We start from the raw sequence: 12,904 nt of genomic DNA, 5'->3' as shown, positions 1-12,904 counted from the left end.
CATGCGGCGGAGACTCCTGCTCACCCCCTTGGTCGCCCTGCTGTCACCGGCAACCGCCTTGGCTCAGATCGCCACCGACGGCACCACCGGCCCACGCGTGAGCCTGTCGGGCAACGTTGTGGAGATCGGCGCCAGCCTCGGCACCCAGGCCGGTGGGAATCTGTTCCACAGCTTCGACCGCTTCAACGTCAACCAGGGTCAGACGGTGACCTTCACCGGGCCGGGCAACGTGCGCAACGTGATCGGCCGGGTCACCGGCGGCAGCCCGTCGGCGATCGACGGCACGCTGCGCTCCACGGTCGGGCAGGCCGATGTCCACCTCATCAACCCGGCCGGCATGACCTTCGGCCCCAACGCCGTGGTCGACGTACCGGCCAGCCTGCATGTCGGCACGGCGCACGAGGTGCACTTTGCCGACGGCGCGCGCTTCTCCGCTCTGGACAAGAGCGGGAGCAGCTTCACCGCCGCCCCGCCGGCCGCCTTCGGCTTCCTCGACCGGCCCACGGGGGCGCTGAAGGTCGATGGCGCACGGATATCCGTGAAGCCGGGAAAGGCCCTGTCCTTGGTCGGCGGCGATATAGAGGTGCGCGGCGGGACGACGGGCCGCGTCGAGGCGCCGGGCGGGAGCGTGACCGTGGCGTCCGTAGCCCAGACCGGGCAGGTGCGCCTCACCGACGGCACCGTGAACGCCGCCAAGCAGGGGAAAATCCGGCTGCACGATCACGCGTCCATCGCCTCCAGCGGCAACGGTGGCGGCAGCGTCCGGATTCGTGGGGGCTCCCTAACGATCGACAACGCGACCGTCGCGACGAACAACACCGGCGGCGCCGACGCCAAGGGCAGCCTCGACGTCCAAAGCCGGTCTCTGGACATTGCCAGCGGTGCGCTCATCAGCGTCGCGACGGGGAGCGGCCAAGGAGCGCCCATCAGCCTCCAGGCCGGAGACGTGACGCTGCGCGCGGGAGCGCGCGTCGGCAGCATTGCCTTCGGCCAGGGTGGTGCCGGCCCGATCACAGTCATCGCCGACCGCCTGTCCATCGAGGGCATCGGGGAGACCTTCTCGACGCTCATCGACAGCCAGGCGGCCTTCTTCGCGAACGGCTTGGCCGGCCCGATCACGATCGCCGCTGGCAGCGTGGACATCCACAAGGGCGGCGCGATTCTGAGCCGCACCTACGGGGCAAGCAAGGCCGCCGACATTTCCCTGAACGCCGGGAGCCTCACCATGTCGGGCGACTCGACGGCTGGCGTGCGGTCGCGGATTGTCAGCGAGGGCTATCCCTGGGCGACCGGGGACACCGGGTCGGTCACGCTTGGGATCGCCGGACCGCTGCGGATGAGCGACACCGCCCAGATTGGCAGCCGCATCGAGGGGATTGGCAATGCCAGCCCCGTCACCGTCGACGCGGGCACGATCACCATCACCGGCGGTGCGGGCGACGTGTTCACGGGCCTGATCAGCCAGGTCACGGAGACCGCGACGGGGACCGGGGGCATGGTTTCCGTCCGTGCCGGCGCCATCGACCTGTCCGGCCCCTACGCGCAGATCGCCAGCAACACGTTTGGAAGTTCCCGCGCCGGCGACGTGACGGTCGAGGCCGGACGCCTGTCGATCACCGGGGTGAAAGGCGTCTTCGGCGATTTCAGGGGCGTGTTCGTCGGCATTCAGGCCAACACGAGCGGCGGCGGGCGCGCCGGCACGGTCCGCGTCAGCACCGCCGGCCCGCTGACCATCGCCAACGGAGGCGAGATCGGCAGCAACACATTCAGTGCCGGTCACGCCGGAGACGTCACGGTGACCGCCGGCTCGCTGTCGATCACCGGAACCGGGACGTCTGTCCTGACGGGGATCACGAGCAACGCCGACAACGGCTCCGCCAACGACGCGGGCACGGTTCGCGTGATGACGACAGGCCCGCTGACCATCACAAGCGGCGGTGAGATCGGCAGCAACACCTTCACCACGGGAAACGCCGGGAATGTCATCGTGACCGCCGGGTCGCTGTCGATCACCGGCAATCACGGCACAAGCTTCACCGGCATCTCCAGCAACGCCAACCGCCATTCCAGCGGCAATGCCGGCACGGTCGGCGTCGCCTCGGCCGGCGCGCTGACCATCGACCAGGGTGGCGAGATCGGCAGCAACGGCTTCAGTTCCGGCAACGCGGGCAACGTCACCGTGTGGGCCGATTCAATGGCCATCACCGGCGACGGCGGACAGAGCTTCACAGGCATTTCCAGCAACGCCAATCGGGAGACCGGCTCCGCCGTGCGGGGGGGCAACGCTGGCACGGTGACCGTAGGTGCCGGCATGCTGGCGATCAGCCAGGGGGGCTCCATCACCAGCGACACCTTCGGTGACGGCAACGCGGGGGCGGTGACGGTCAATGCCGGAACGCTGGCGATCATGGGTATCCCCGATGAGGTCTTCACCGGCATCTCCAGCAACGCTGAGCCCAGCTCCAAGGGCAACGCCGGGACGGTCCGCGTCACCACCACCGGCGACTTGGCGATCCTCAACGGCGGTGAGATCGGCAGCAACACCTTCGGCGAGGGCGATGCCGGAGCCGTGACGGTCAAGCCCGGATCGCTGTCGATCCACGGCGTCGACGGTCCGCCGCGCCTGACCGGAATCGGAAGCAGCGCGGAACAGGGCTCGGGCGGCCAGGGCGGCATCGTCCATGTGACGACGGCGGAGTGGATTTCCCTGACCCATGGCGGCCAGATCCGCAGCACCACCTTCGAGAAGGGGAATGCCGGCTCGGTGACGGTGCAGGCCGGCCAATTGCTGATCGACCGCCAGGGCGTCCCGACAGCGACCGGAGTGCTGAGCAGCGCCCAGCCGGGCTCGACCGGCGATGGCGGCTCCGTCACCATTCGCGCAGGCGATCTTCTCCTGCGCCGGGACGGGACGGTCAGCGCGGAAGGCGAGGGAACGGGGACGGGCGGACCGGTCGCGATCACGGCGACGGACCAGTTGGCGCTGGACGGTGCGGCCATCCGGACCCAGACCACCACGGCGAACGGCGGCGACATCACCATCCAAGTCGGCCGGCTGCTCGACCTGCACGAAAGCGCGATCACGACCTCAGTCGCCGGCGGCACCGGCAGCGGCGGCAACATCGTCGTCGATCCGCCTTTCGTGGTGCTGGATGACAGCCGAATCCAGGCCAACGCGCAGAAAGGCAATGGCGGCAACATCACGATCCGGGCCGACCAGCTGTTGTCCTCTCCCACGACGGTGATCGAAGCGTCTTCGGCCGAGAGCGTGTCGGGGACTGTTTCCACCCCGGCGCCCGACAACACCATCGCCAGTAGCTTGGTCAAGCTGCCGGAGAGCTTCCTGGGCAGCCGGGACCTGCTGCGCGACACCTGCGCCGGCCGGGGCGGGCGGGCGAGCAGCAGCCTGATCGTCGGCAACGGTGGCGGCCTGCCGCTGGACCCCGCCGCCGCCCTTCCCTCCCCCTACGGCGGGCCGGCGAGCCGGAAAGACCGCGACGCATCGAGGCCGGCACCGCCGCTCCGGTTCCAGATGGCTGCGAGGCCGGGTTGCCGATGGGCGGGCGAAAGGAAGGCCCCTGGTTCCGGCTTCGCCCCACCGGAGGCCTTCCCCTGAACGGGTCACACGTTGGCGATCAGGCGGCCGCGATCAGGCGGTCATTATCGGCGATCCAGTCGAGCAGCGTGCCGTAGCTCGCTATGACATCATGGGCGGCAACGCCGGTGGAGACGATGCCGACGACGTGACCGACGCCGTTCTCCTCGTACCAGACCGGCCCGCCGGAATTGCCGGGATGGACCTCCAGGCCACTGATGTCGATGAAGTCGTCGAACGGGTTGTCCGCGACCCAGCCCATGTCGTTCATCATGTTGTTGCCATACAGATCCGGGAATCCGGTCAGGTTGACGCTGCCGGACACGAAGGTCGGATCGATCTCCATCCAGCCCGTCTCGTAGCCCAGCGCCACGCCGAGATCCAGCAACGCATAGTCGAGTTCCACCCCTTCCAGGCCCGCGCCGCCGTTGCCGGACACGATCAGGCCGTCCCCGTTCGGATCGAAGTTGGCGTTGTAATGCCACGAGACGGCGTTCGCGCTTCCGAACGGCGCCGTGAAGGGGGACGGGTCGAAGGCCGGGGTGACGGTGACCTCGATCGGGCTCTGGCCCGTCGTCGAATCGTAGACGACGTGGGATGCCGTCAGGACGTCATTCGGTCCGACCATCACGCCGGACCCGGTGTGCACCTCGCCGTTCGCGTAGGTGGAGGTGATGAAGACAATGCTCTGCCAAGGATACTCGGTCTGGCTGGTCACTTCGACTTGGGACATCGCTGTAACTCCTGTGCTGTAAACCGATGGATGAAAAGTTCCGGGCACCGATCCCGAACACCGTCATTCAATCCCAGGAACGAAGTACGCCAAGTCGAAGAGATCACTGAATCTGTTCAAGAACAGAAAGAATATTTTCATCTGTAGTTATTTGATCTTCCGAAAAAAGACCCCGCGCGAATAGCACGGGGCCCGAAGTTTCACCATTGGAAAACCTGATCCAAGAAAACTTGGCCGATCTTGCGATCAGCCCAGAAGGGCGTTTACTGCCGTACTGTAGAAGGACGCCACGTCGCTGTAGGGGGCGGTGACGATGGCGTCGGCGGGCAGCTCGGCCAGGGCGACGCCTTGGAGCAGCACGGCGTTGCCGGCGCCGAAGTCGACCACCGTGCCGTCGGCGTTCTGGCTGAGCACCGGATCGCCGGCCCCGTTCATGTTCGACATGACGATGATCTGGTCGCTGCCCGGCGTGAAGTCGGTGATGGCGTCCACGCCGCTGCCCGGCTGGAACACGAACCAGTCCCAACCGGCCCCGCCGGTCAGCGTGTCGTTGCCGACCCCGCCCCACAGGTCATCGAAACCGGCGCCGCTGATCAGAACGTCGTCCCCGGCATCGCCGAACAGCTTGTTCCACGTGCCCTCGGTGTCGGTCCCCAGGCTGGGTTCGCTTTGGCCGGCATAGACGTCGGCGAAGATCACGTCGTCGCCGTCATTGCCGCTGATGGTGTCCGCGCCGGCCCCGCCGAAAATCTGGTCGCCACCACCAAGTCCATTGAAAGTATCGTTGATGGACGTTCCCTGAAGAACGTCAGAGCCCTCGGTCGCGTTCGGAACAATTCGCATGATATCCTCCTTGGGTTGGCAGGGCGTCGCCCTGTGAGAAGGATTAAAGCGCATGCGTCTTCCGAGATAAGTTCACCTCTTCACTTTACTTATAAATATTTTATTGTATTCTTTCTTTTGAAGTCATCGAAGAGTGGTGCATTTCATTTGATTTCAACGGCAACCCTCGTTGTGAAGCAGCTTGATGCCACGGTGCTTCGGCATAGACGCATGGAAGCCATGGGCAGTTGGTGAGGAAGCGTAGGCGCTCCGGTGTGGCGGTGGGGATGCGGCGCTCCGCTGGCGCGGTGATCGGACAATCTGGGGGACGTTCGGGGTGATCGCAGGACCGATGACGCTCAGGTCCGGTCGGCGCGGCCGGCCAGCGCCCTACCCCGACATCGCGATTGAGACGGGCTTGATGTTGCGCTTGGCCTTTGGCTGTTCATGGCGGCAGACTTCCCGCTACGTTTGAGTGCGGTGCCGAGCGACACGGCTGGGAGCGCAGCCTGCATGCTCGGACTCTGCCTGCCCAGAAGATCGAGACCGTCGTCGACTTCAAGGGTTGAACGTCTCGACCAGCTTGGGGACGCTCATCTTGCGCAGGAGCGCCTGATCACCTCTGGCTGAACCGCGCCGGGTTTCCCGGAGGCCATTCGGTTTGAGTCACGCCGCCAAGGCGACGCCCTCGGTTTGAGCATAGTAGCGCGCTTCGGCCTCGGCAGGAGGAATGTTGCCGATGGGTTCGAGCAGGCGGCGGTGGTTGAACCAGTCCACCCATTCCAGGGTGGCGAACTCGACGGCTTCCAAGGTGCGCCATGGCCCACGGCGCCGGATCACCTCGGTCTTGTAGAGGCCGTTGATGGTCTCGGCCAAGGCGTTGTCGTAGGAATCGCCGACGCTGCCCACGGAGGGCTCGATGCCGGCGTCGGTGAGACGCTCAGTGTACTTGATGGCCACGTATTGCGATCCGCGGTCCGAGTGGTGGATGAGGCCGCTGCCCTTGGCCGGCCGGCGCTCATGGAGCGCCTGCTCCAGGGCGTCCAGCACGAAGCCGGCGTGGGCGGTGCGCGACACCCGCCAGCCCACGATCCGGCGGGCAAACGTGTCGATGACGAAGGCTACGTAGACGAAGCCCTGCCATGTGGCGACATACGTAAAATCAGCCACCCACAGAGCATTCGGGCGTGGCGCCTGGAATTGGCGGTTTACCCGGTCAGCCGGGCATGGCGACGCGCGATCACTGATCGTGGTCCGCACCGCCTTGCCGCGGATCGCTCCCTTCAGGCCCATGCGCTTCATCAGCCGGGCCACCGTGCAGCGCGCCACGTCAAGGCCTTCCCGCCGCAGCTGCCGCCACACTTTGCGCACTCCATAGACCTGGAAGTTCTCGTCCCAGACCCGTCGGATAGCCAAACCCAGCTCCGCGTCTCTTTGCGAGCGGGCCGGCGCCTTGGCCGGATCGACCCGCCGGGCGGCGTGGGCGTGATAGGTGGACGGGGCGATCGGCAGCACCTTGCAGATCGGCTCGACCCCGTGGACGGCGCGATGCGCGTCGATGAAGGCGATCATTTCCGAAACGGGCGGTCGAGCTCCGCCTGGGCGAAATACGCCGATGCCTTGCGCAGGATTTCGTTCGCTTGGCGCAGTTCCCGGACCTCACGCTCCAGCGCCTTGATCCGCTCCAGTTCGTCCGTCGTCGGACCGGGCCGCTTGCGCTGGTCGCGTTCGGCCTGCCGGACCCAGCCGCGCAGTGTCTCGGGGTTGCAGCCAATCTTCGCCGCGATCGAGCTGATCGCCGCCCACTGCGAGGCGTGCTCGCCTTCGTGCTCGAAGACCATCCGAACCGCGCGTTCGCGGACTTCAGGAGCGTATTTGGGTGATGCCGGTTTCGTCATGATGACCCCAGTCTCTCAAGAAACGGAGCCTCCGGGAAACCTGGCGCGGTTCAGACACCACCATCACGCCAATTTGTGTGCCAAAGTCCGTTGGGTTGATCAAGACCACGCAGCCAGCTACTTTGCATCGGCACCCCGAGACATGGCAAGGGAACAGCCCCATCAATGTGAGCACCCCAGGTCATCCCTCTATTTTTATATTTCCGGTTTAGGAAGCGCACCACAGAGAACCACAGCCGGAGTTCAGCTTGACCGCCCTTTATCAACACTGCACTGTACTTGATATGGGAAGAAGCCGGCAATCTCTGCGGTCTCGATAGCGGTAACCTGCAATGAATGTTATAAAATTTTGTGCCTTCTTTCGCCGTTTCTGGAACCACACCGTCCTCCTTACCGCCGTCGCGCTGATCATACTGGCCCTGGGGACCGGAGCTTGGCTATGGCTTGACCGGGCCCGCACCCTGCAAGCCGGCGAGCGGTCGGCGCACGCCCTGGCTCGGGTGTTGGAAGAGCAGACGGCTCGGGGCTTGCAGGCCGTCGATCTGACCTTGACGGGAATCATTGACACATTGACGCTGTCTCCAGGGCTCCGTGAGCACGACCCGGCGTTCGAGAGCACCCTGCGCCAACGGTTGCACGCGTTGCCCCAGGTTTGGGCCTTAACGGTGGTCGGTCCGGGCGGCTTCATCACCCAGAGCACCGGCAGCCCCGAAACACCCCCCTTCAGCGTGGCGGACCGTGACTATTTCGACGCCCACGTCAGCGATCCCAGCCCTGGCCTGCGCATCGGCAAGCCGCTTGTCAGCCGGTCGGCCGGGGTCAGCTTCATCAGCATGAGCCGTCGCATCACGCGCTCGGACGGCAGTTTCGGTGGCGTAGCCGTCGCGGCAATCGAGCCCCGCTATTTCGAGCGGTTTTACCGTGAACTGGAGCTTGGAGAACACGACCGCATTGCGCTGTTCCGACGCGACGGTGTTCTGCTTGTCGGCACCCCTTACAACGAGGCCGCGGTTGGCAAAGACTACGCGACGATGGATTTGTTCCAGGCGCATCTGCCCGCGCGGGAACACGGCACCTACCGCCTTCTCAGCATGATCGACCGCACCCCGCGCATCATCAGCTACCGCGCGGTTCCGGGCTTTCCTTTGGTTGTCACCGTCGGCTTGGCCGAGGACAAACTTCTCGCCGGATGGCGGCGGAACGCGGTTGTCATCTCGGTTGTCGCCGGACTCGTTGCAGCCTTGAGCATCCTTCTCGTCACCCTATGGGTACGACGGCACGATGAGAGGGCGCAAATCCTTCAGAGGCAGGCCGATGCTCACGCTCAGGCCGCCCAAGCGGCCATGAAAATGGCAGCGGTCCTGGAAAGCACAACCGACGCCGTGATGGAGCTGGACCGCGACTGGCGAGTGATCTTCATGAACGGCCGCGCCAAGTCAAGCCTGGGCGAGCGCGGTGATCTGGCCCAGCGCGTGTTTTGGGACGCATACCCCGAGTTCGTCGGCACCGAGTTCTGGTCCTGCTGCCGTCAGGTGCTCGACGCCGGTGGGGCGTGCGAAGTCGAATTCGCCGGACCGCTGATCGGACAGCATTTCGTCGCACGGGCCTTCCCCTCGCGGGAGGGTCTGGTTGTGTTTTTCCAGGACATCACGGCGCGCAGGATGGCCGAGGGGGAACGCGAACGGTTGGCGCAGGAGCTTGAGAAGGAGCGGACGCTGCTCAAGGGCGTGCTCGACCACTTGCCCTCGGGGGTGTTCGCGACCGCCGCGCCCGATGGCCGGCTTCTGCTGCACAACCCGGCGGCCGAACGCCTCATCGGGCATCCGGTTCACATCGCCAAGACCTTCGATGACTACGCCGTGTATGGCGCCGTTCACCCCGACGGCACGCCGTATCAGGCGGACGAGTACCCGCTGGCCCGCGCGCTGCGGTATGGCGAAACGGTCGTCCATGGGGAGATGCGCTACCGCCGCGGTGACGGAGCCATTGCCACCTTCACCGTCAGCGCCGCACCCGTCCGGGATGCAAACGGGCACATCGTCATGGCGGTCGCCATCTTCCATGACATTTCCGAGCGCAAGATCATGGAAGAGGCGCTCCGCCGGAGCGAGGAGCGCCTGGCCTTCGCTCTCGCATCGGCACGGGCCGGAACCTTCGATACCGACCTGCGCACCGGCACAATCATCTGGTCTGCGGAAAGCTACCGCCTGTTCGGCATGGAACCGAATGGGACAAGCATCAGTCTGGACACCTGGTTCGGCCTCATTCATCCCGAGGACCTGTGCCGTGTGCTGTCCGAGCGCGCACGGATCATCCGCGAGACCGACCCCACCTACCGCGTCGAACACCGCGTCTTGCGCCCGGACGGCAGCATGGTTTGGGTTTCGGTGTTGGGGCGTTTTGTCTTCGACCCGGACGGCACGCCGGTTCGCGCCAGCGGCCTGTACATCGACATCACCGCGCGCAAACAGGCTGAGGAAGCACTGCGCCAAAGTGAGGAGCGCTTGAACTTCGCTTTGGCATCGGCCAATGCGGGCATTTGGGACTGGGACATCCGGAGCGGCGCGCTGACTTGGTCGGAGGGAGTCTACGCGCTGCACGGTTTGGCGCCGGAGTTGTTCACCCCAACTTATGAAGCGTGGCTGCCCTGGGTCCACCCGGACGACCGCGACTCTGTGCAACACGCGGTGCGGGCAGCGTTGGCTTCGTCAAACAGCGATTACACCCTCGAGCATCGCATCCGCCACCCCAGCCGGGGGGAACGCTGGTTGATGAACGTGGGTCGGGTTCTTCGCGATCGTGACGGCATACCGCTGCGGCTGACCGGCGTCAGCCTTGACATCACCGAGCGCAAGGGAATGGAGGACTCCGTCCTCCGCAGCCAGGAGCGTCTCAGAGACGCACTGGTGGCGGCACGGGCAGGATCCTGGGAATGGAACCTCACGACCGGCGAGGTCTTCTGGTCCGAGGAGAACCAAGCGCTCTTCGGTCTCCCGGCAGGCCTCATCGCCGCGGGCTACGAGGTCTGGCTGGAGGCGGTGGTGCCCGAAGACCGCGAACAGGTTGACCGGATTGTCCACGACGCGCTGTCCACCGGCCAGGAGCGTTTCCAGATCGAGTTTCGTGTCTGTCTGTCCGACGGCGAGATTCGATGGCTCATTGGCATGGGGCGCATCCGCTACGACGCCGACGGTCAACCGACGCACATCACCGGGCTGAACGTCGACATCACCGAGCGCCGACGGATGGAGGAGGAACTGCGGGAGGCCAAGTGGGCGGCCGAGCGGGCCAGTGTGGCGAAATCGAAGTTCCTTGCCGCCGCCAGCCACGACCTGCGCCAGCCGTTGCAGGCGCTGTTCCTGTTTGCCGCCACCTTGCACGGCCATGTGCAGACCGCGCGCGGGAAAAGCGCCCTGGCCACGCTGGAGCGCAATCTTGAAGCCCTGAAGGGCTTGTTGGACAGCTTGCTCGACGTCTCCCGCCTGGACGCCGAAGTGATCCGGCCGGACATCGAGAGCTTCCCGCTGTCCTCGGTGCTCGACGACATCGGCGCCTCGTTTGCGCCGGTGGCCCTCCACAAAGGGCTGGATTTCCAGGCAGACATTCTGCGCGATATGACGGTGCGCAGCGATCGCCATCTGCTCGACCGTATGATCCGCAATCTGGTCGAGAACGCGATCAAATACACCGAGCGCGGCAGCGTCCGGCTGGAGTGCCGGATCGCTGACGGGTGCGCGCGAATCACAGTGCACGACACGGGCATCGGCATCGCGCCGGACCATTTGGATGCCATCTTCCTCGAGTTCCATCAGATCGGCAACCCGGAGCGCGACCGGACCAAGGGTCTCGGCCTGGGGCTGTCGATCGTGCAGCGCTTGGCCAAACTCCTGGAGCATCCGGTGACCGTCCGCTCCACCTTGGGACAGGGATCGGTGTTCACGATCGACGTCCCGCTCGGCGAGGCGGCGGCGGTGCAGGCTCCGGAACCGTTCGCCGCCGTGGCCCCCCATGGTGGGGGGCGCTTGGTTGTTCTGATTGACGATGAGGCGGACGTGCTTCTGGGCCTGTGCAACATATTCCATGGCTGGGGATTTGACACCGTGGCTGGGGCATCGGCGGAGCAGGCATTGGAGCGGCTCAAGACGGATGGACGCACCCCGGCGGTGATCGTCAGCGACTACCGGCTGGGGGCGAACAAGACCGGCGTGGATGCGGTGCGCCTCATTCGGGAACAGGCAGGCATCACGCTGCCGGGAATGGTCCTGACTGGCGAGACGGCGGCTGAATTGCGCGACGAGGTGGCCAAGCAGGGGCTGGAAATCGTCATTAAGCCGGTGGTCCCGCGCCAACTGCACGAGGCATTGATGCGACTCTTCCGTGACGCCGCTTAGCCCAGCAACTTGACGTTGTTGCAGCGAGGCGGGGATTGCGGATGGCGGGGCGGCATTGTAGGGGAGGCGCCGTTGACCCTTCCCTGTTCTGATCCAGCCGATGCCGTTCAAAGCCAACGCCGCTCGCCGCCATCACATCCCCAAGCAGCGATACAGGGTTTGCAACTGGCAAGAGTATGATGCCGCGCTGCGGGCGCGTGGCAGCCTGACCGTGTGGTTCAGCGACGAGGCCGTGGAGCGCTGGCGGGCCGAGACCCGATCCACACCGGGCGGGCAGCGCACCTACTCCGACCTGGCGATCCTCACGGCGTTGATGCTGCGTGCGGTGTACCGCTTGGCTCTGCGGCAAACCGAGGGTCTGGTCGCTTCCCTCGTCCAAGTGCTCGGGCTCGATCTGGCGGTGCCGGATCATTCCACGCTCAGCCGCCGAGCCAAGACCGTCACCGTCCCCACCCCGCTGACAACAGCCAACGACCCGGTCCGTCTGCTGGTCGACAGCAGCGGTGTGAAGCTGTGCGGCCCCGGTGACTGGCTGATCGAGAAGCACGGCACGCGCCGCCGCCGCGCGTGGCGCAAGCTGCACATCGGCCTGGACGCCGCCACCGGGCGCATCGTCGCCGCGACACTGACCGATCATGACGTCGATGACGCCTCGCAAGTCGGCCCCCTGCTGGACCGGATTGCCGAGCCCCTCGTTGCCGTCATCGCCGACGGCGCTTACGACCAGAGCGGCGTCTACGAAGCCGTGACCAAGCGGCACCCAGGGGCGGGTGTAGTCGTGCCGCCGCGCTCCACGGCGGTACCGAGCGATACCGCGCAGAGCGCACCAACACAGCGGGATCGGCATCTGCAGGCCATCGCCGCTGATGGCCGCAGGGCGTGGCAGGCAACATCCGGCTACAACCTGCGCGCGCTCGTGGAGGGTTTGCCGCGCCAGCCAGCCAGCGCCGGGTGACGTGTCAGCGTTGCCTGCAATCTACGACGCTGCAGTGGAACGATAGGGCCTCCATCGATCAGCCGCTTGCAGCGGTCGCTTCGCTCGATCTCGTCCAGGCTGATGGCCTCACCACGGCGGCCATAGAGCTGGGTGGTGCGGATGAAGGCGCGGCTGCCCATGGCGGCGGTTACCTCGACGCCGCTCTTCTGATCGAGGCCACACGGGACTTCGGCGTTGACTTGGTCGGGCCGACCCTCCCCGACCTGCAATGGCAGGCGCGCCTGGCAACGGGTTTTGCCGCAGCCGCCTTCCAGGTCGATTGGGACGCCCAGTACGTGACGTACCCCAGAGGGGTCAAAAGCTCGGGTTGGACGGCAAGTACCGAGTTCGGCTGGGAAACGGTGAAAGTGAAGTTCTCCCAGGCTGACTGCAAGCCGTGTCCGAACCGCGCGGACTGTGCCGGTCCGACGGCGTCGCGCCGGGTGATGACGTTGCGCGATCGACGGGAGTTCTAAGCGCTTCAGGCCG

Annotated in this window: 7 protein-coding genes, 1 pseudogene and 1 other annotated feature; of the genes and pseudogenes, 5 read left to right on the top strand and 3 right to left on the bottom strand. The window is 65.7% G+C overall.

What is annotated here, in order from left to right:
* Nucleotide 1: 1 nt before the first annotated feature.
* Nucleotides 2–3,616, top strand: a complete 3,615-nt coding sequence (locus tag ACWPXE_RS24140; RefSeq protein WP_454019855.1) for a two-partner secretion domain-containing protein — start codon at nucleotides 2–4, stop codon at nucleotides 3,614–3,616.
* A 19-nt stretch (nucleotides 3,617–3,635) separates the two neighbouring features.
* Here the strand turns inward: ACWPXE_RS24140 and ACWPXE_RS24135 are convergent, their stop codons facing one another.
* Nucleotides 3,636–4,328: a trypsin-like serine peptidase gene (locus tag ACWPXE_RS24135; RefSeq protein WP_454019854.1), complete on the bottom strand. Its 693-nt coding sequence runs from the start codon at nucleotides 4,326–4,328 to the stop codon at nucleotides 3,636–3,638.
* Between the two features lie 246 nt (nucleotides 4,329–4,574).
* Nucleotides 4,575–5,171 carry a calcium-binding protein gene (locus tag ACWPXE_RS24130; RefSeq protein ID WP_454019853.1) on the bottom strand — a complete coding sequence of 199 codons (597 nt, stop codon included), beginning with the start codon at nucleotides 5,169–5,171 and terminating at the stop codon, nucleotides 4,575–4,577.
* 265 nt (nucleotides 5,172–5,436) lie between these two features.
* On the opposite strand from ACWPXE_RS24130, the pseudogene ACWPXE_RS24125 reads away from it, so the two are divergent.
* Nucleotides 5,437–5,610, top strand: a pseudogene (locus ACWPXE_RS24125) (IS5/IS1182 family transposase); the annotation flags it as partial.
* Nucleotides 5,611–5,816: 206 nt separating this feature from the next.
* Here ACWPXE_RS24125 and ACWPXE_RS24120 read toward each other — a convergent pair.
* A protein-coding gene (locus tag ACWPXE_RS24120; RefSeq protein ID WP_454018120.1) for an IS3 family transposase occupies nucleotides 5,817–7,048 on the bottom strand; the annotation gives its coding sequence in 2 pieces (ribosomal slippage) (nucleotides 5,817–6,754 and nucleotides 6,754–7,048; 1,233 coding nt in all).
* Nucleotides 6,648–6,764, bottom strand: a sequence feature (AL1L pseudoknot). Its footprint overlaps the gene before it by 117 nt.
* Nucleotides 7,049–7,575: 527 nt before the next feature.
* Between ACWPXE_RS24120 and ACWPXE_RS24115 the strand changes: the two genes are divergently transcribed.
* The 3 genes from ACWPXE_RS24115 to ACWPXE_RS24105 all read left to right on the top strand — a co-directional run bounded on the left by ACWPXE_RS24115 (nucleotide 7,576) and on the right by ACWPXE_RS24105 (nucleotide 12,891).
* Nucleotides 7,576–11,439: a PAS domain-containing protein gene (locus ACWPXE_RS24115; protein WP_454019852.1), complete on the top strand. Its 3,864-nt coding sequence runs from the start codon at nucleotides 7,576–7,578 to the stop codon at nucleotides 11,437–11,439.
* A gap of 100 nt (nucleotides 11,440–11,539) precedes the next feature.
* Nucleotides 11,540–12,394, top strand: coding sequence for an IS5 family transposase (locus ACWPXE_RS24110; protein WP_454019851.1), 855 nt, complete (start codon nucleotides 11,540–11,542; stop codon nucleotides 12,392–12,394).
* Nucleotides 12,391–12,891: a hypothetical protein gene (locus tag ACWPXE_RS24105; RefSeq protein ID WP_454019850.1), complete on the top strand. Its 501-nt coding sequence runs from the start codon at nucleotides 12,391–12,393 to the stop codon at nucleotides 12,889–12,891. Before ACWPXE_RS24110 ends, ACWPXE_RS24105 begins: the two co-directional genes overlap by 4 nt.
* The last annotated feature ends 13 nt before the right edge of the window (nucleotides 12,892–12,904 follow it).

The organism is Azospirillum sp. Marseille-Q6669 (assembly GCF_965111635.1).
The sequence above is the reverse complement of the archived record's forward strand: the minus strand, read 5'-3'. Positions and strand labels throughout refer to the sequence as shown.